This is a genomic window from Photorhabdus hainanensis (assembly GCF_018448965.1).
GTDB lineage: Bacteria > Pseudomonadota > Gammaproteobacteria > Enterobacterales > Enterobacteriaceae > Photorhabdus > Photorhabdus akhurstii.
In genome coordinates, this window is the sequence record NZ_RCWD01000028.1 from 35,816 (window position 1) to 57,291 (window position 21,476).

At 43.5% G+C, this 21,476-nt stretch carries 5 protein-coding genes; 3 read left to right on the forward strand and 2 right to left on the reverse strand.

Annotated features, from left to right (window positions below; genetic code table 11):
* Nucleotides 1-255 precede the first annotated feature (255 nt).
* Both EAE92_RS16385 and EAE92_RS16390 read left to right on the forward strand, forming a co-directional pair.
* Nucleotides 256-1,272 (forward strand): formamidase, encoded by a 1,017-nt coding sequence (locus tag EAE92_RS16385; protein WP_214068859.1) that lies wholly within the window; start codon nucleotides 256-258, stop codon nucleotides 1,270-1,272.
* A gap of 537 nt (nucleotides 1,273-1,809) precedes the next feature.
* On the forward strand, nucleotides 1,810-8,955 hold the full coding sequence (locus tag EAE92_RS16390; protein WP_214068860.1) for a Tc toxin subunit A-related protein: 7,146 nt from the start codon (nucleotides 1,810-1,812) through the stop codon (nucleotides 8,953-8,955).
* 163 nt (nucleotides 8,956-9,118) lie between these two features.
* On the opposite strand, the gene EAE92_RS16395 is transcribed toward EAE92_RS16390, so the two are convergent.
* Entirely contained in the window at nucleotides 9,119-9,373 is a 255-nt protein-coding gene (locus EAE92_RS16395) for a type II toxin-antitoxin system prevent-host-death family antitoxin (protein ID WP_214068861.1), read from the reverse strand.
* 1,018 nt (nucleotides 9,374-10,391) lie between these two features.
* Between EAE92_RS16395 and rtxA the strand changes: the two genes are divergently transcribed.
* Nucleotides 10,392-20,531 carry an MARTX multifunctional-autoprocessing repeats-in-toxin holotoxin RtxA gene (gene rtxA, locus EAE92_RS16400; RefSeq protein WP_214068862.1) on the forward strand — a complete coding sequence of 3,380 codons (10,140 nt, stop codon included), beginning with the start codon at nucleotides 10,392-10,394 and terminating at the stop codon, nucleotides 20,529-20,531.
* A gap of 54 nt (nucleotides 20,532-20,585) precedes the next feature.
* On the opposite strand, the gene ybfF is transcribed toward rtxA, so the two are convergent.
* Nucleotides 20,586-21,359 (reverse strand): esterase, encoded by a 774-nt coding sequence (ybfF, locus tag EAE92_RS16405; RefSeq protein ID WP_422616062.1) that lies wholly within the window; start codon nucleotides 21,357-21,359, stop codon nucleotides 20,586-20,588.
* Nucleotides 21,360-21,476: the final 117 nt, after the last annotated feature.

Sequence of the window (21,476 nt, forward strand, 5' to 3'; positions counted from 1 at the left end):
GTTCCTTCAAAGTGCTCGACTATTTTGTAAAGTGATTCAGGACAAATTAACCCTAATATTAATAACAGTACTCTTTACTACAAAGTTATTAATTTTTTTATTTAATGTTACAGATCGCATTTTTGTGAATAAAAGAGACGCTATTATGCATTAGTGAAATCGCTTAACGACGGGTAAAGATAACGCTCTCTTTGTCTGCATAACGATGAAACTTGTCATTCAATTCTAATAATTACTATTCATTCAGAGGTCTTTATGGGCAGTACCGGAAGTGTCAGTGCGTGGGATGAAGCGTTATTAATTGCCGCTATTCAATATCCTGTTCCTATTATTAAGGGGCCTGAAGATATTCAGGTTCAAGTGCGGCAGATTTGTAAAACAATCGATTCAACTAAAGCCGGTTATCCTGACTTGGATTTTATTGTATTTCCTGAATATTCCGCTCAGGGATTAAATACCAAGATCTGGACTTACGATGAAATGTTGTTATCGCTGGACAGTCCAGAAGTGGATTGTTTTCGCCAGGCTTGTATCCGCAATGATATTTGGGGCGTGTTTTCAGTCATGGAACGTAATGAAGATCCGTCTCAGCCACCTTATAACTCTGCAATTATTATTAACAATAATGGTGAGATTGCATTGCATTACCGAAAATTGCAGCCTTGGGTGCCGATTGAGCCTTGGATGCCGGGTAATTTGGGTATGCCGGTTTGTGAGGGGCCTAAAGGTGCGAAGCTGGCGGTGTGTATTTGTCATGATGGTATGTTTCCTGAGTTGGCGCGTGAAGCAGCCTATAAAGGTTGTAACGTTTTTATCCGTATTTCTGGTTATTCTACCCAAGTCAACGATCAATGGATCTGGACTAATCGCACTAATGCCTGGCAGAACTTAATGTATACCGTATCGGTTAATCTGGCAGGTTACGATGAAGTTTTTTATTATTTCGGTGAAGGTACGATTTGTAATTATGACGGTAACGTTATCCAGCAAGGCCAACGTAATCCGTGGGAAATTGTTACCGCTGAACTGTTCCCGCGTCTGGCGGATAAGGCTCGTGAGAATTGGGCGCTTGAGAACAGTATTTTTAATCTCGGTTGCCGAGGTTATGTTGGTAAACCTGGCGGAGAGAGAGCTAATTATTTGACTTGGGTGCGCGATTTGGCAAACGGTGAATATAAATTGCCTTGGGATGAAAACATCCGTATTCGTGATGGCTGGAAATATTACCCAGAAGGTGTGAAATTGGGGCCATTACCGAAAATTGATAAGTAAACTGAGAGGCTAATAATATGGCAACCACAGGAGTGCTGCGATGCTGCTATTCTTTCCATCCTATGTCAACTTAAAGCGTAGTGGAAAAGTGGTGAATCTGGCATTCTTCTGGTATGAAAGGTATTGTGTGAAATTTTAATTATTTTTTTTGAAATTGAAAATAGTATAAATATTTTATTGGATAACTATTGTAGCAAGGTGATTTTTTTATTATCTTTTAATTAATTCCATTGTGTTTATTAATTGGTTGCATTACTAGTTTAGTATTAATTTATTGAATAGATTAATTATCTATATGATGATTGAGAGTAGTTTTAATTTTTGTGTAAATTGGATATATAAAATCTAAATTTAATTTAATTGAGATATATAGGGTGAGTTGAAATGAAATGATTTTTTAAAAACGATTAAAGCAGAAATATATTTTAGGCTGGATGATTCACCGTGATAGGCCATAGTGTAATTCTATTCATCAAACATCTAAGCATCATGATGTTTGATGAATACTCCTATTTTCTATTAAAAAGGTAATTACTTATGGCAAATAAAATAGAATCACGAATTAGCTATAAAACGCTATTTAACGATAACCAAGATCTCTATTGTTTTCCCGGTTTACCTGAAGCCAACGATGGCCCTTTGGCTTATTTGGTCGATCTGTATCAACAGTCCTGCTTGTTTGAAGAAGATGCCGATAAAAAGAGTGCCCGGCTTCTTAGCCAACGACGGCCAGATATTGAAAAATTACTGCTTGATGGCACAAATCTCAATCAAACCAGTCAATCATTACCCCTTGTTGTTGAAATTCTTGCCGAAAAAATCAAAACATATCTTAATAACGACCAACCTTTGACGGGTTCGCTGGCCGATATTTATTACCCACTTTCGTTGCCATTTCATTTTCCACTCCAGCAAACGATAACCGTACTGGCCGAAAAGCAGATCGCATTACTGGATCTTATTCAACAAGCCGACAGAAAATACCCCAATTTTATAGATGACAATTTGAGTGTGGATTCGCTGCAAACGGCCATGATGGTTAGCAGTACCTTGGCGCCCAAACTGCAAGCTTTGCTGTTGGAAACATCACAAAGCAGCCAAAAAGATTTCTTCGATAACTACTACGGTCTCAAAGGCGATGCAGCCGAGGCGGCGCTCTCTTTGTCTCGCCTCACGGTGTTTACTCAACAAACCGGGCTAAGTTCCCAAGAAGCTGAACGCCTGTTTGCCGTTAATGGCATATCAAAAGAGGAAGAAGACGAGATATACAGTACCGTCACTTATTCCGCGAATGTCATCAAACCCGACAATGTGGATAAACGGTTTCCTTCCGGTGCTAACTATGCCGCTTCCTATATCAATGCGGGCCAAGCTCCCGCTCTCTATCTGGAAAAATTCGAGAATAAAGACACCGCCAAAAGCGTTATCCTAATCTCAGACGTCAGTACTGATAACTTTGACCGTATCCAACGTTTCCTGCATCTGCAAAAAGCACTGAAACTCTCTTATGAGCAACTGGATCTGTTACTGGCAACCGCACGACAAGCAGAAAAACAGACCGGTTTTGTTATCACAGAAGCAACTATCCGCACATTGGGCGTCTTCCTGCATTTCCGGCAAGAGTACAACATAACCGCAGAGCAGTTTGCTGTTTTTATCGGCCAGATAACGCCTTATGCTCTCGGCGATCAACTCTCCTTCTTTGACAGGATTTTCAATGCGCAAGGACTGTCAAAACAGGCATCCTCTTCCTCTGTGCTTGTGCTGGATAATCGTGAATTTGACCCAATGGCGACCGAAGGCCCTGATGCTTTAATCGTTAATCAGCTATGCAAAGGTCTGAATATTGATGATGAAACATGCCAAATTCTGCTAACGCTCGTGATGTATGTTCAGGGGTTGAAGAAACCCCAGTGTTCACTGAATGTCGTTTCCGCCCTGTATCGCTTGGTAGCATTGCCTTGTCAGTTACGCATGTCAATTAAAGAGGGTTTGGGGCTACTCGTCATATTGAGCCGTGATAATAACAATTATCTGCAACAGCTAGCGGGTATTCCAACATTGGCGCAAGATGCCAAGGCCATTGATATCCTTGATGTACTTATCGCGGTCATGAATGCGGCACAGTGGATTCAGCGCCATAATTTATCTCCCCTGTTGCTGAACACGTTACTCACCCCTTATCGATCTGACGGCAATGTGACGGTTGATATTGAGAATATTGATTGGATTAACAAAGTCAGAACTGTTATCCCTGATGCTAGCGATGCGCTGCTGAGTGAAGCTAAAATTGGCGCTGTCATGCAAGACTTTCAGGCGAAGAAGACGCCGATCCAGTGGATGAATGAGCTTAATCAACTGATAGGAGAATTAGGTGTTGTTTTGGTTCAAGTCGTTTCAAACGATGATCAAAAAGCCTTAAGCGGCAAAGTCAGCGAAATTCTTAAAAAATTAGTGCAAGATGATAAATGGCAACAACAAGGGGATACCTGGACACAAAAGTTAACGACCTTGATAGGCAACGCCTTTATTGCCCAACAGGATCTGATAGTTAATGCCATCGCCCATGTCTTTGATATTGAGGATTCACTTGCGCTGCCACTATTGCGATGGACGGGGAACAGCAACGCTGACTTTCTGAGTAATACCATTGCATTGGCGCGCCGTTCCGGCTCTCAACAACAAACAGAGCAAGCGCTGAGCACATGGTACGATCTCAACCGTTATACTGAGATTTGCAAGCTATTCAAGCTGAAAGATACAAGCGTTATAGCATTAGTGAATTACCCTGCCGGGTTCAATCTCCAGAAAGATAACCAACTTCGCCCCCTTGATTTGACGTTTCTCCATCGCCTGAGCCGTTATAGTGATTGGCTGAATTTATTACCCGCCAATAAAACAGAAGTTGATGTGATCTACTATCTGTATCAAGTCGGTCAAATTGGGCAACAACCGTCTGACGCCAAAGTTTGGAGTGCTGAACAGGCAGCCACAAATCTGGCCGAATTAATTGGCTGGTCAAGTAAAGAGGTTCTGCGGGTAACCAGCGATTTTAATCTGAAGGTGGCACAGAATGTCGTTGACGTTAGTACCGTCATGCGTCTAAAAGCACTGGCCGAAAAGAGTCAAGTATCTGCCCAGCCATTACTGGATATCGCCAAACTGACCACAGCATCCAGCTATGATCATTGGTATCAAGTCAGCAGCGCCTTGTTTGCCGCCACCTCTTCCGAAGTACAATCCAAGCTAGGCGGTTCACTCAATGAACGCTGGCGTGATTCGATGGTCGAATATCTGCTACAGCGCTGGGCGCCTTCCAGCGATGCTTCATCGGATATCACGACCGTTGAAGATCTTTCAAACTATTTCCTGACCGATATATTGGTGGCTAAAGAAGTCGATACCAGTAGAGTGGCTTTTTGCATTGCCAGCTTACAACGTTATCTGTTTCGTCTCTTTTCCCGGATGGAAACCGGCTATGAGGGACAAATCATCAGTGATGAACGAACCCAGTTCTGGGAGAACTTTCTGAATCAATATAACCGTTGGCAAGCTTGGCAAAGGCAAAGAAACTTCCCGGAAAACTTTATCTCCCCCGCCAGCAGGCTGCGTAAAACCAGCGCCTTTACCACGCTGGAAAACGATTTGGGTCAATCACGTTTGAATAACAATATGATCCAAACAGCCATTCTGCATTATCTGACCGAATTTGAACGGATCAGCAATTTGCAATTGATGTGCGGCTATATCGACGGTACTGACCCCAAAAACGATAGTTATCACTTTATCGGTAAAAGTAATGTCGAACCTATAGAGTATTACTGGCGCACACTGGATATTAAGCTGCGTGATAACAACGATGTCATTAGCCCACTGGCGTGGAGTGAATGGGAAAAAATCACATTGTCTTTATCCGGAACCATGCTGGCAATTCGGCCAATCGTGATTTCTGGCCGCCAATATGCAATCTGGGTTGAGCGTGAAGCAACGCCATTGATGGATGTAGATCAGAAACCCACTAATTATCGCGCTATCAATGTGAAATTTACCTTCAAACAAAGTAATGGTGAATGGAGCGCCCCCAATCTATTACTCCGTCTGGATGGTAAAGATGCCAACGGTGAATATCCGACAAAAGAGAATAAGCGCGTTCCTGACAAAGATAACCTTTATTTGAAAGATGAAAAATATAAACCTGGATTGATAGCTATGGTGGATGTGGATGTACAACTACAAGTGAACGGAGACCAATGGATGGGGGTTTTATTGTATGACTCCGAAAATAAAGATAGCAGCAAGTGGGAGAAAAACAAAGATTATTACCTTGAATTGCGCGACTTATTATTGCTGGATAAGAAGTCCCTGACTCAAGAGAATGAAAAAACACTTGTTACGATGTGGTATAAATTTTTCAGCAATCCAGACACATTACAACATCACTATGCAGGTACAGCGAAGTTTCTCACCATAAAAGAAACCGAGGAGGAAACGAAGAATATTTATCGTTATATTAAACCGCATAAATCTTCTTTTCTGCAATTAGAGGGCAAAGTAGGAAGCGGCGGGACTAATCTTCTGTTAACTGGCAGAAACACATTGGTTAAACGCTATCAATTAGCATCATCAAACCCTGACAGGTTCCCCTCCGAAGCACTTTTTTGGGTGATCGATACTAAGAACATTCAAATGCAAGTCCAAATTCCTGCCAGTGATACAGCAATAAAAACGTTTAATTTTGAGTGGGCCGGAAGAGATGCGCCAACGGATGTTTTTATTATCAGCTATGATGAAACACAACTTTTCAAGTTATTACCTTCTGAATGGAAAGATAATAAGATTACCAAAAGCCACGATTTTTCATGGATCGGTAGCGGTGCATTTCAGGCCAGTACACAATGGAATCTCAGTGATAAAAACCTATCACTCTCCATTGAGGGAGAGAATATTTCCTTACGTAAAGAGATATACAAAATCCAAGATGGTTGGGAATATTTACCATCTGTGCTGGTCTTCAGAACATACCCACAAGGTGAACAATACGCCAGCCAAAAATTACCACTAGATGGTAACGCGGTAATACAAGATATCATTTTTAATCTTAAACCAAATATCAATACCTATTTTTTTAGTTTAGCCGCAGGATTAATTGAATCAGAAAATAAACTACAAGTTATCGAGAATATATACGAACTCACGATCGAAGAAGGTGATAAAATTCCTGCCATTACGTTGAAAAGAAATGAAAAGCAAGTTCAATATCTAGATATAACCAACCTGAAATTCAAATCTACCGCCATTAGATTAAACACATTATTTGGCAAACAACTGGTCGCACGAGCGGCGCAATCCATTGACAAGGTATTGGCATGGGAAACTCAATCCTTGCTTGAGCCTGCGTTAGATAACGAAACTTCACCGACAAAAGTCGATTTTAATGGTGCTAACGGGCAATATTTCTGGGAACTGTTTTTCCATCTTCCTTTCCTAATCTCTTCCCGACTTTATGAAGAGCAGCGTTTTTATGATGCACGCCGATGGTTTATCAATTACCTGTTTGACCCTTATAACAATATTCGAATGTGGAATTCTCGCGCCATTGTCGAAAATGGCAATGATCTTCCTCCAATAATGAGAACGGCCGATCCTGATACTATCGCTTACAACCAACCCGTCTATTATCAGAAAGCTCTGTTCCATTTCTTAATCAATTTGTGGATACAAGAAGGCGATAACCTCTACAGACAACTGACCAGAGATAGCCTGAACGAAGCCGGTCTGTGTTATCAACAAGCCCTGCAATTACTCGGCGCATTACCGGAAGGTTTGGATGCCAGTCATTGGCGTCCGGATACCTTGGAAAAGGTCAAAGCAAAATTGAAACCCAAGGTACGTGCGGCTGAAAATTTATTTAAATCCCCGTTCAATGAAAAACTAATTGAATTTCAAAAAACGTTGAACACTCGGCTCTATAACTTGCGTCATGGCCTAACACTGGATGGCAAAGTACAACCGTTGCCACTTTATGCTGGTGCCGCGAGTGCAGAGAGCTTGACGCGAAGAAACGCCGGCTATCTCACCAGCGGGCTGAGCAATATGCAGCAACAGATCCCCCCTTATCGCTTCCCATTGATGTTAAAAAGCGCAAATAGCGCGGTAAAACAATTAATTGAAATGGGACATCGGTTACTTCATATCATGGAAACTGAAGTTGATGCCGAAAAGGACGTGCTGGTACAATCGCAAGCGCTCCGGTTATCTGCTTTTACAGTAGAACTGCAACAACAAGCCTTGCAACTTGCGCAAATGGGGAAAGCCACACTGGAAGTCAGCAAAAAAATGGCAGAGGAGCGCTACCAACATTATCACGCGCTATATGAAGAAAACCTTTCTGCTTTGGAGATAGCAGCCCTCGGCGTGAAAGTGGCATCAGGAATATACAAAATGACGGCTGCGCCTTTCCTTACCGCCAGCGCGGTACTGGAAACCGTACCCAATATTTATGGTATGGCAGTTGGGGGATCTAGGTACGAAGCGTCGATCAGAAATGCAGCCATCGTTGCTGACCTTCTTTCTGACGCATTAAGCAGTACTGCCGACAGGTTGCAAGACGGAGCAGAATATCAACGCCGTCGTCAAGAATGGGAAATTGAGTACAAACAAGCCCAAAGTGAAATCAATATCATTGAGATGCAATTAAAAGAGCAGGAATTGCTTATCAAAAGCTCTCAAACCGCCCTGCAAGAAGCTCAGGCGCAACAATCCGCTGCCCGTGAGCTGTATGAGTTTATAACATCCGGCTTTCTGGTTGTCCCAACCTATAAGTGGTTGATGGGGCGTCTCGCAGCACTGTATGCGCCAGCTTATGATGCGGTACTTTCCATGTGTTTGATGGCGGAAAGAAGCTGGCGGTATGAAGTCGGGGATTATCAGCGGCAAGGTTTTATCAAAACCTCGGCGTGGAATGATTCTTACCAGGGTTTGCTGGCAGGGGAATCTTTGCAGCTTGATCTATTACAAATGGAAAGCGCTTGGTTACAACGCAATGAACGCCGTTTGAATATCAATAAAACCATCTCGCTCAGTAAATTGCTGTCAGACAATGGGTTGAAAACTCAAATCATTAATAAAAAGGCGGTGAGTTTTACGCTGGATTCTAAACTGTTCGACACGAATTATCCCGGACATTATCTACGCCAGATTAAGCGCATTTCCGTTTCGATATCACTAAACATATCCAGCCCTTACCCTGCATTACCGACGGAGATTAGCGCCATCCTGACACAAACCAGCAGTTTCACTTTAACCAATACCGATATTGATGGGGTAACCTGGCTTTATGACCCAACCAGAAATAGCGGAAGCGATAAAAATATTGTGAAGAATCTGCGCGCTCAACAGCAAATTGCCCTCTCTTCCTTAAATGAAAAAGATGATGGTGGTGTCGCTAAAGAGAACTGGCTATGCACCCTGATGTTTGATGATGATCGCTATCTGCCTTTCGAAGGAACAGGAGCCGTTTCAACCTGGACATTGGAATTCCCCGATCAGTCTGTGATTGATGTCTTGGTTCCCAACCTCTACACATCGCAGTTGAAAGATATTCAGATTCATCTCCACTACACTGCGTTAGATGGTGGTAAACCGTTTGCCACAGCAGTAAAAGGTAAAATGAATCATGGATAAATCGGCGCCTGAGAGAGTGAATTATATGATGGTCGAGTATCAATAGCTTACTGGATAAGATCGGATTGTTGATAACGTACCGTTTTATCCAAAACCTCGTTAACAGTCAGAGCCGGGAGTTTTCCCGGCTCTGTACTGAACATCAATAAGTTGAGCTGGTTCATCAGCTTAAATCCAATTCCTTGTCCTTCCCTTTGTTGGTTCTTAATTGAGAGATAGATTCCATAAGGCGATTCGCGTTGGTTGGCGATCTCATCAAATAAGCTGTTTCTTGCAAAGATTCGAAATCAGTTAATGACATAAGTACGCGATTTTCGCCATTTTCACGAGTGATAATCACTGGGCTATAATCGTTCACAGCATTTATCATCGTTTTAGAAAGATTTTTTTTTGCTTCTGAGTAAGTTAACTCTTTCATTTATCCTACCTATGCCAAGAAATAACCTGAAAAATACAACGAAACACCCATTGATCGTACAACATACTGTACGATTGTTTCTATATCTTGCAAGCTTCCAAGTTCGTAATTTGTGGTATCTGAGCTATAGCGGTCATTATTATCAGATTAACTAAGGTGTCATATGTACAACTTTAATGCCCAGTCAAATGTGAACTGGGCATTTTTTTAACGTCAGGATAGGTGGCAGTTTTACATTAAATAGAATCGATATTAATTATTTCAAATAGTTATTATATAAATAATATATTATATATATAGAATTAATGTTATTAGTGAAAATATATTTTTGGTATTTTAATAAAGAAAAAATAAATAATTGATCATAATTAGCGAAACGTTATATCTTATATGAAAGAAAGAAGTTTTCTGGGTTAAATATTGTTTTGGAATCTTGGTTTTATTTGAAATTATTTGTCTATACATCAGTTTAGGTATTTTTTAATTTTAAAGTTTTATTGTGCGCTTTTTATGAATAAATTGTCTTTTGAGTAAAGCTATGTATAAAGGATTTGTACAAATTCTCTCTAATCTGCATATCAGCAGGAGAGCTGCTTACCTTATATTCCGTGTGCTAAGAACGAAATTGCCGGATGAGTGAAATAATGGTGGAGTAGCATTTTCCTGCATTCAGTATTTTAAATAAAGCTTAATCGTTGAGCCGGAATATCTGTTTTTTTCGAAATGATCATATCCCGTGATCACCGCTTTAACGTTGCTAACAATCTGTTATTTGGTCTCTTTTTATCATGAAGAGGCTAAAGGATTTGTATTGCCAAAAAAATGAGACATTCAACCTAACCATTATATCCGTCGAGTACGGTTTTAACTTCTATACCCGTTATCTTTCAAGTTGCCTCTTTGTTGGCTGCACTCGCTCACCCCGGTCACATAGCTATCTATGCTCCCGGGGATTCACTCCCTTGCCGTCGCGATGCATCTTGAAATCCATAGGGTATATTAAACTAAGGGATTGTTTATGGGTAAATCATCAAGCAGGAGTGCGGAATATTTCTTTACCGGGAATTATTTCGCTGATGACAATGATAATGACATTGATGCCATTGGATTTGGTGGCTATATCTATGCCCGCGGAGGAAATGACCATATTGCTCTGGGGTCGATTGCCGCCAAAGTTTATACCGGTACAGGTAATGACACGGTAGTCGGTGGTGCGGCATATTTATCCATTGTGGATTCCACAGGTGATTTGATAGTAAGAGGTGGTGCGGGTTACACCGATATTGATAAAGATGGTGATGGTGATATTTCATTTTCTGGCGCCGCGGGTGGCGTTGTTATGGATCACGCCGGTCATCACGGTGATCTGGATTTTACCGGTGCGGCCATTTATAACGAAATGAACCGTGATGGTTTAACGGGTAATATGAGCTTCAATGGTTCTGGCGGCTACAATAAATTATGGCATGGAACCAATCAGGGCAATTTATTCTTTGATGGCGCTGGAGCGGGTAACAAAATTGACCGCACTTGGTATGACAATTACCACGGAAGCCGTGGCGATGTCACATTTAATGGCGCAGGTGCGGCAAATAGTATTAGCTCGCGGACAGAGCTCGGTAATATTGTTTTCGAAGGTGCCGGGGTTGACAATCATATTGTACGTAAAGGTAAAGAGGGTGATATTACCTTAAGTGGCGCCGGGGCGTCGAACCGAATTAAACGTATTCGTCAAAAGGAAGATGTTTACGTACAAACCCGTGGTGATATTTCTTTCGAAGGTGCGGGTGGTTATAACAAGATTTATTCTAATATTGCGCATGGCAATATTAATTTCTCCGGTGTCGGAGCCTACAACCAAATATCAAGAATAGGTGTCAATAACGGTTTCCGTGATGAGGCGCTGGAATATGCTAAGGCTAAAGATATTGTATTAACTACAGCGACGATGGGCGGAACTTGGATTCAAGAAGCCCAACCAGTGACGGGTATTAAATCAACCACTGAACCTGATACTTATCTCTTTGCCTTTGCTGACGAAATGTATACGAAAATCAGCAAAATCCAGCTCCAAAATAATCCCGAAACCGGTAAGCTCAATTATTACGCCTCCTCCTGGTATAAGGAGGGTAATCACCTCAATGGTCTCGCTTCAACGGAGATTTCTTCCGGTAATGGATTTGTCAATATCAACATCAATGATGCTTATCGTCTGTTCAATTTAATGGTTGAACATCATCAGCCGGTAATTATTCATGCCGTGGAAGCGGGTTTATCTGAAAACGAGTGGATTATTCATGCGAGTGGGACAACGGTCAAAGCGGAAGATATCACTCTCTCTGATGCAAAGATGGGAGGGCATTCGATCTTTGCCAATTGTCAGAAGTTTGATGTTTCCGCGGTGAGATCGAACCGTCAGCCGAATACTTATGTGTATGCTAAATATCTGGAATCATACACGAGAGTAGTGGTGGTTGAATTGGAAAATGATCCTGTCACGCGGGAACTCAAATACCTTGTCAATGCATGGCTTAAAGCGGGTGATCATACCGGCAATCTGGCTGATGAAGATATTTCATCCACAAACGGTTACCACTCGGTGAGTGCGGGTAGCTGCGTGTTAAGTCAGCTTCAATATAGCCTTAATGCAACGATGCGGTATGGTTCTGATCGGTTGGCGCATACCGAAGAATACCGTCAGCAAGCACTGGTGAACTCATCTACTAATAGTGGCGAGAGTTCCGGTGATATTCAATTCAATGGCGCTGGCGGCGGAAATGTTATTACATCCAGTGTCACCTATGGCAATGTCAATTTTGAAGGCGCAGGTCTGGCAAATGTCGTTGTTCATCAAAGTCAGCGTGGAGATATGGATGTTCATGCTGGTGGTGCGGCAAATGTTTTCGTCCGTGTCGGAGATGGACGATATTTGGCGCGTCTTCTGGCAGTTGGCAATATTTCAATCCACAACGGCAATGGCAACAGCCAGATTTTCATGTTAGGTGGTTACAACACCCACACGCAGATAGGCAATGGTAGAGCGAGTTGGTTAGGTGTAGGCGGTTTTAATGTCATGACCCAAAAAGGAAATGGCAATGTCTCCTCGGTATTGGTGGGCGGCGCCAATGTGCTGACTAAGCTCGGTGCCGGTGATTTGGTTTCCGGTATGCTCGGCGGGGCTAACATTATCACGCATATCAGTGATGATGCTGAAATGTCGAATACCAAGGCAATTGCCTTGGGTGGGGCTAATGTTTTTACCAAGAAAGGACACGGCAATGTGTTGGCGGTGATGGGCGGTGGTGCAAACGTTCTGACTCACATTGGTAACGGAAATACGACAGGTGTGATGCTTGGTGGCGCCAATATCCTGACAAAAATAGGCGACGGAGATACTACCGGCACTCTGTTTGGGATAGGTAATGTACTTACCCATGTCGGTGGCGGTCAGACTTTGGGGGTGATGGGGGCGGCAGGCAATATCTTTACCCGAGTCGGGGATGGCGCTGTGGTTGCAGCCATGATTGGCGCAGGCAACCTCTTTACTCATGTCGGTAAAGGTGATGTATGGGCGCTGATGGGAGGCGCGGTAAACATTTTTACTAAAGTGGGTGATGGTGATGCGTTGGCGCTGATGATAGCCGCAGGCAACGTATTTACCCATATTGGCGATGGGGGAAGTGTTGCCTTGATGCTGGCAAAAGGCAATGTCGCGACTAAAGCGGGTAATGGTATGACGTTGGCCGCAATGATTGGCGGCGCCAATATTTTTACCCATATGGGAGATGGCAATACCTTTGCCGCCATGATCGGCGGCGCCAATGTGTTGACCAAGATTGGTAATGATCTGACAACTGCCTTGATGATAGGTAAAGCTAATATCTATTCCCATGTGGGTAATGGTTCCAGTATCGGCTTGTTTGTCGGTGAACTGAACGTGATGACTAGAATCGGTGATGGTACAACGTTGGCGGCAATGTTTGGTCAGGCCAATATTATGACCCATGTCGGCAATGGCTTAACCGGTGTTTTGGCGTTAGGAGAAGCGAATATTGTCACCAAAACCGGTAACGATTTCATGGGGGTTGTCGCAGGGGCGAAAGTTAATGTTATTACTCATGTAGGCAATTCGATGACTGCTGGCGTACTGCTTGGCGAAGGTAATATTCTGACCAAAGTGGGAGAGGGGACGACTGTCGGCTTGCTTGTGTCGAATGTGGGGAATGTCATGACCCATGTTGGTGATGGCGCAACGGTGGGATTTGCTAAAGGTAAAGCCAATATCATTATCAAAGTGGGGAATGGCGCCGGTATCAATGCGGTTTGGGGTGAAGCTAATATCTTGACGCAAAAGGGGCATGGCGATCGTTATAACTTCGCGAAAGGTGGAGCGAACATCATAACCAAAGTGGGTGATGGACAAGAAGTGACGATCGTTCAGGGTGACGCCAATATTATCACTCATGTTGGTCACGGTGATGATTACACCGGCGCCTGGGGTAAAGCCAACGTCATTACCAAGGTCGGTGATGGGCGCAATGTGGTGCTTGCCAAGAGTGAGGCTAATATTGTGACTCAGGTGGGTAACGGTGACAGTTTTAATGCCTTGTGGAGTAAAGGAAATATTGTCACCAAAGCGGGTGATGGCATGCAGGTTACCGCGGCGAAAGGCAAAGCGAATATCACCACCACCGTGGGAAATGGCTTAAATGTAACGGCGACGCATGGCGACCTGAATGTGAATACCAAAGTAGGTGAGGGTGTTTCCGTTAACGTGGCATGGGGTAATTTCAATGTTAATACTAAAGTTGGAAATGGCCTGAATGTTGCGGTGATGAAAGGTAAAAATAACGCCAATATTCATATTGGTGATGGTCTGGGGATGAATGCCTCGTATGCACGCAATAACGTGGCGATTAAGATCGGTAACGGTGATTTCTATAGTTTCTCTGTTGCGGAAAGCAATACACAAAGCAACAAACTCTCTTCCTTCTTTGAACATATCAAACAGACAGCGTTAGGTGTGGGGGGCAGTCAGGCGATCAACTATCTGGTTGAGGGCGGTGAGGCTAGTACATCTGGGACACATAAAGGCAGAGGGGCGATTAATTTAGCCGAAGTTTCTGCTATTGATGGTTTTAAGATGGATAAAATCGCAACGGTAAATTCAGATTTAAGCAGCCACCTACATGGTTCTATAACAGCGATCGAAATGCCTGAGCTCGAAAATATCCATCATTCATTGAACATTGATAAAAGCGATGCGCCGGAACAGAGAGCTAATCTGATCATCAATGGTAATTTTGAACAAGGTAATTACGGTTGGTTGGCAACCAATGGTATTGAAGCATATCACTCAGCTGGTGCTTACGGTCTTGATAACGAGGGGCATGGAGAGCGGGTTAGTGAGCTTGATGCGGATAGAAACACCGCGATTTATCAGGACTTACAAAACTTGTTCGAGGGAGAAGTTATTTCACTGAATTTTGATTTTGCCAATCGTCATAATACTTATCTTACCAACAACGGCATGGAAGTTTTCTGGAACGGGGAACAGGTATTCTCAACTTCTGGAGATGCCGCTGGATGGCAAAACAAAACGCTGGAGTTGACAGCGAAAGCCGGTAGTAACCAAATTGCATTTAAAGGTACAGGTTTAAATGATGGCGTAGGTTATGTTCTCGATAATATTGTTGCGAAATCTGAAAGCTCACGACCAGCCAAGGCCGTTATCGAACAGGTAAAACAGGATAAAGCGGCGCAAAATGCGTTAAGTGATAAAGATAAGGCTGGAGAAGATCGCCGCATCTTGGAACAAGAGAAAGAGCAGCAACTGGGAGCAATTGCAGGAGCGCAGTCTCAATTGGGATCAACGGATCAGGCAGCGCTAAACACCAATGGGCAAGCGCAGCGTGATGCGATAAAAGAAGAATCACAAGCAGTAACAGATGAACTGCTCTCCATGACTCAAGGTCTGGATGCATTGAATGACTTTGATAATTACCACGGTAAGTCAGGCGACCAATGGTGTAATCAATTTGCTGCCGGATTCTTGAACAATGCTCAAAGTAAATTGGATAACACCAACACTAATGCACAGAGAGCATTGGTTAATGTACAGCAAAATATTAGCGATAACCGACAGAGTGTGAAAAAAGCGATTGCACAATCGGAGGCAGGTATAGCGAAAAGTGAGCGGCATCGTATTGGCGTGCAACAAGATATGATAGACGCTCATAAAAAAGTGGAATTGAGAGAAAAAGAGGCCCTGTTACAACAGCGGCAAGCAGAAAGAGCGGAAAGTAATGCCAGTGTTGCTTATCTAGAGGCAGAAAATCGAGGCAAACGTGATATTGCTGTGGCTGAGGAGAAAGTGATTCAGGCACAAACCGATGCGAAGAGCGCGAAACAGAGTGACAATGCTAAGCCACAGCGAATAGGCGCACTTGGTAGTGGTTTGCCGGGAGAGGCTTATCAGTCCACGGCTATGCCTGAAACCAGCAGCCATGTTAACCCTGAGTTTGTCGCACAGGCAGATGGGCGATTCAGTGCAAGGTTGATAGAAGAAGATCTGGCCATACTGAAAGACGCGGAAAACATGATTAATCGATTGCAGGTTAATAATCAATCCTTGTTGGATAAAAATCTGCTAACAACATCTTCTCAACATCGTGGGGCAATAAAAGGGGATGTTTTTCAAAAAATTGATAATAAAATTTTTGACTTTATAGCACATGGAAAAGAGCTGGAAGCTTATTCATTCCATTTTAGCCAGGATGGCAATTTGTTAGAAAAACTTAGCGAAGTTATCCCGGAAATTGGCAGTGTGCTCTTGACTAAAGGAGATACCGCTGAGTCTAAAAAGCTCATGAAAGGATTGTGTTTTGCTTTATCTGCCCGTTATTTAATGGAAGAACGAGTACATGGCTCAGGGGGTGGTAAAGCTTATATGATGTGGTTGAGGGACTCGGTTAAAGCCTACAACGATAAATCAGTCAATAAGAAAACTGATATCGACGCCATTGAATCGGCTTTGCTGACCCAATATCGCCGTCAAAATATTGGGCTGGTTATTGAAGATTTATTATCGATGCAGTACAGCCAATTTATGGATGACTCGACTCTTGAAGCTTATAAAAAAGCGAATGCTGCCTATGGCGGTAAATTGAAAACTAATGGATTGGCCGGGCCGAACATTAATAACGCACTGAATTACTCTGCGGAAGGCTATGAATCCGTCATGGATAAGCTGCGTCATATAAGAAAATCGACTTATATGACATTCATGTCTGAAGAACATGCTATGTCCGTTGTGGTACATAAAAAAATCAATCAAACAGTTTGGTCATTTTATGATCCTAACTATGGCGGCAAGTCGTTTGCTAACTATAACGATTTCCGCCGTTTTATGGATACGTTTCATAAAGGGTTTATAACGAGTTATAAATTTCAGGCAAGTAAAGAATCCAACCAAAGCTTTTATGTTCAATTTAATAAGTTTGAAGAGGGAACCATTGCGAAATATGACGGCGTTTGGAAAACGTCACGTGATGGTGAACAAAACTACGTGTTGCGTGCATTGAAAGAGCGGAGCAAAGTATTTAACTTAGGTTCAAACGTCACTGGGCGTGTAGCTGATTACCGAGAAGGTAACATCACCTTGGAAGTGACAGGCAAGCAAGGTAAACAAACTAAGAAGGTTCTGGTTGACATTGAGAGCAACAACTTTAAACAAGCGGCCAGCTTTGTGCGGTCGAATATCGATAAAGTCCTCTCTTATCCGGCAGCAAATCGGCTGATACTTAAAGTGCCGGTTAATAGTGATGCGGCGAGTTCTTCACTGGAAAAATTGTCATCAAGTGACATCATCAAAAACAAAGATGCGGGAACTTGGGAGCAGGCGGTTGTCACGCCACAAGCTGATGATCGTACGACTCGTTTTAGTCATCAGGTCATTATTCAAATGGAGGATGATCCGGTCGTTGCCAGAGCCGCCGCCAATCTGGCCGGTAAACACCCGGATTCCAGTGTGGTTGTGCAACTGGACGCTGACGGTAAATATCGTGTCGTTTATGGCGATTCTGCCAGATTATCCGGCAAGTTACGTTGGCAAATTGTCGGTCATGGCCGTGATACGTCGGAGCAAAATAACATTCGCCTGAGTGGTTACACCGCCGATCAACTCGCTGTGAAACTCAAGCAGTTCAGCCACGACCTTAAACCGGCGGGTAAACTAGGCCATATCAGCATTGTGGGTTGTTCTTTGATAAGTGATGACAAACGGGACGGTTTTGCCCGTCGTTTTATTACAGAGTTAGACAAACAAGGTATTCGTAGTAATGTTTCCGCCCGCCGTAGCGAAGTCGCGATTGATGCAACAGGCCGTAAATTTACCCGTGATGCCAATAACCAGTGGGTTAATAACTTGCCTGATAACAAAGTTGTATTCGAATGGAATAAACAGGGTGAATTGACGGCGAGTACAGAAAGGGTTATCCGCGGTATCACTGAAAGCGATATCACCCTTTCCAAGGTGGGATACACCGGGGATGATGCGGTGACGAGAGGGGTGGTTGCAGATTATCGTCGTCCTTTTACTATGCCAAAGAAACGTGAAAATACCATTCAGATTGACGCCAACGATAAATCGAATAATCAACTTAGCTACTCCGGCAATATTCAGGTTAATGTGGGTGAAGGGGAGTTTACCGCGCTGAATTGGGGAACATCAAATATCGGTATTAAAGTGGGTAACGGCGGCTTTAAGTCATTGGCCTTCGGTGACAATAATGTGATGGTCCGTATCGGTGACGGAGACAGTAAACACAGCTTCGATATCAATGGTTATCAAGCGCTTGAAGGGGCGCAGATGTTTATTGGTAATCGTAACGTGAGCTTCAATCAGGGCAGCAGTAATGACTTGATTGTGATGATGGATAAATCCATTCCAACGCCGCCACTGGTTAACCCGTTTGATGGTGTGGCGCATGTTGCCGGCGTGCTACAAGGTATTGCTTACTCTGGCAAAGGACAAAATTGGTTAATCGCGCAAGATCAGCAGTGGACCATCGCCGGTGCGAACAAGTTTGTACAAGATATGTCCCGTTTGGATCAAACCAGCAGTGTGGACTACAAAACGTTGGTTGAGCTGGATTCACAGCATGAACGTAGTAGCCGTGGTTTGAAGCGAGATATTGAAGTCACATTGAATAAAAAATATCACCAATGGCTAACCAGTAATGTGACTGGTATGGGCACCATGAGCCGCGCAAATAAATTGCGTCAAGCTAATGAGAAGCTGGCTTTTAACTTTGCCGTCGGTGGTCAAGGAGCGGATATCCAGGTAACAGCCGGAAACTGGAATTTTATGTTTGGTGATCATATCCAGTCGATTATGGATACCAATCTGGGTTCGTTGTTTGGTCTGATGACTCAGCAATATTCGGCAACGGGTATGGCGAAGACCACTTTTACCTATCATCCGCAAGACTTGCCGCGTCAGCTTAAGAATAAGCTGCTTGGTCGATTAGCAAGTGTAAATGCAGAGACTACCCTAGCGGACATTTTTGGCGTGAATTACACCGCAGAGGGCCAAATTATTTCCCGTACAGGGGAACCAGTTGAGAGCGAAACGATTCTGCAAGAGATGCTGGCAGTGATTGCAGAATTTAGCGGGGATCAACTGAAAGCTTTTACAAATCTAGAGAAGTTGCTTGATGGTTTGAAAGCGGGCATTGATATGGGCGAGGATGGCGTCAGATCGTTTGCGGAAAGTCATGGCCTGCAAGAGAAAGCGTCTGATGGAAATCATGAACCGGAATCTCCAGTGAGCGTCGATAGAAAGCGTACTCAGACCGATGATGATAAAGCCCAATCTGCATTTGGCTTTAACTCACTGAATTTGCCTAATCTATTTGCGACGATGTTCAGTAAAGATAAGCAAACAGAAATGAAGTCTTTAGCCACGCATTTGAAAGAAAACCTGACGGTTGATTTGCTTAATATGGAGGAAAAAACGTTTGATTTCCTGCGTAACAGTGGTCATTTGCATGATGATGGCGATATCCATATATCGTTGGGAAACTATAACTTCAATTGGGGTGGCGATGGTAAAGATCTTGGCGCTTATCTGGGAGATAACAACAACTTCTGGGGTGGTCGCGGTGATGATGTTTATTATTCAATGGGTACTTCCAACATCTTTACCGGCGGTGAAGGAGATGATCTGGGCGTCCTGATGGGACGTGAAAACTGGATGTTTGGCGGTAATGGCGATGATACCGCGGTGATGGCCGGGCGTATTAACCATGTGTTTATGGGGGAAGGCAATGATCAGGCGTTTGTCTTTGGTGAAGGCGGCTTTATTGATGCTGGTAACGGACAGGATTACGTCACCATCTCCGGCAACTATAACCGGGTAGATAGCGGTGAAGGTCAGGATTACGTTGTCGCCATCGGCAATAATAACCAGGTTGAATTGGGTGAAGGCAATGATTTTGCCAGAGTATTTGGCAATGACAACCGGCTCGACGGCCATTCCGGCAACGATGCGATAAAACTGATGGGCTACCATGCGGTAATCAACGGTGGGGAAGGTGATGATCACTTAATAGCCGCGGCGATTGCGAAGTTCAGTGAGTTTGATGGCGGTGAAGGTCAGGATTTGCTGGTGCTTGGCGGGTACCAAAACCGCTTCCGGGGTGGTTTGGGGGCGGACAGTTTTGTGGTTAGCGGAGAGGTGATTGATACATCAGTCAATGATATCAGCGCAGAAGACATGATATTGCTTAATGGTGTTGACTGGCAAAACCTATGGTTGCAGCGCAGCGGATATGATCTGGTGCTGTCAGTGAAGCGCCAAACTCGGGACAACAGTGCTCAGGAGTTATTTGAATCAGTAGGTTCGGTTACCTTTGATGATTACTTTAATGGCAATCGTGCCAAATTGGTGACTCAGATGGGTGATAAGAACGCATTAGGGGAGCGTGAATTTACCGCACTGTCAGATAATGTGGTGGATTCTTTGATTCAGGCAATGAGTGGTTTTGCGCCGACAGTCGGTGATAATGGTTTTATTGAGGGGCTGGAGAGTCAAGCGAAAGCGGCTATCGCAACAGCGTGGGCAGATGTCACGATTGGCAAGGGGAAATTTGCCTAATTAACTTCCTGATAATCAAGTGGCTCAAAATAAGTGAGCCACTTTTCTTGCTAATTAATCGGTTTCCGACGTTAATTCTGTATCGGTATTAAGAAAACGATGAATTGCCTTTAAAACGGCGTCTGGTTTTTCTGCGTGAACCCAGTGGCCGCAACCGGCGACTACCCAAGCTTTAGCCTGTGGAAATTGTCTGGCGATATCGTTCCGATATTCTTCCTGAATATAAGGGGAGAGGCCGCCACGAATAAACAGGGCTGGACGAGGCCATGTAGGGATCTCTTGCCAGCCACTGATTTTTTCATACTGATCAATTAATATCGGTAAATTGAATTTCCATTCCCCCTGATGGAATGATTTCAGTAAAAACTGAATGACACCTTCTTCCTGAATATTTTCTCGCATAATTTTAGCGGCGTCTTGACGGGTTTTAACTCCGGCTTCTGTCACTTTATTCAGTGCGGTAAAAATTTGGTCATGACGGCGAACTTGATAGGCAATGGGTGCTATATCAATAAGAACAATTTTTTCTATCCGTTCTGGTGCTAGTGCGGTCATTGCCATCGCGATCTTACCGCCCATTGAATGACCAATAATAATGGCAGACTGAATTTGCAGATGATCCAGCAGGGAAATAACATCTTGTGCCATATCGTGGTAATCCATATTATTTGCCCGTGGGGATAAACCGTGATTGCGCACGTCGACTTGAATGACGGGGTAGTATTGCTGCAAGTCACGGGCCAAAACCCCAAGATTATTGAGATCGCCGAATAACCCGTGGATGAATACCACAGGGGTGGAAGAGAGCGGATTTTCCGGTACCTGCATATGGTAATTTAACAGGTTGTCTAATTTCATGATGAGAATTGTTTTCTTTCAAGTATTGATATCATACCGTGTATATTGTTGCTTAAATTATAAAAAAGCAACCAGGTTATACAATTA

Coding starts and splice junctions, on each gene's coding strand:
- EAE92_RS16385 (WP_214068859.1), top strand. CDS start 256: ATGGGCAGTACCGGAAGTGTCAGTGCGTGGGATGAAGCGTTATTAATT.
- EAE92_RS16390 (WP_214068860.1), top strand. CDS start 1,810: ATGGCAAATAAAATAGAATCACGAATTAGCTATAAAACGCTATTTAAC.
- EAE92_RS16395 (WP_214068861.1), bottom strand. CDS start 9,373: ATGAAAGAGTTAACTTACTCAGAAGCAAAAAAAAATCTTTCTAAAACG.
- rtxA (WP_214068862.1), top strand. CDS start 10,392: ATGGGTAAATCATCAAGCAGGAGTGCGGAATATTTCTTTACCGGGAAT.
- ybfF (WP_422616062.1), bottom strand. CDS start 21,359: ATGCAGGTACCGGAAAATCCGCTCTCTTCCACCCCTGTGGTATTCATC.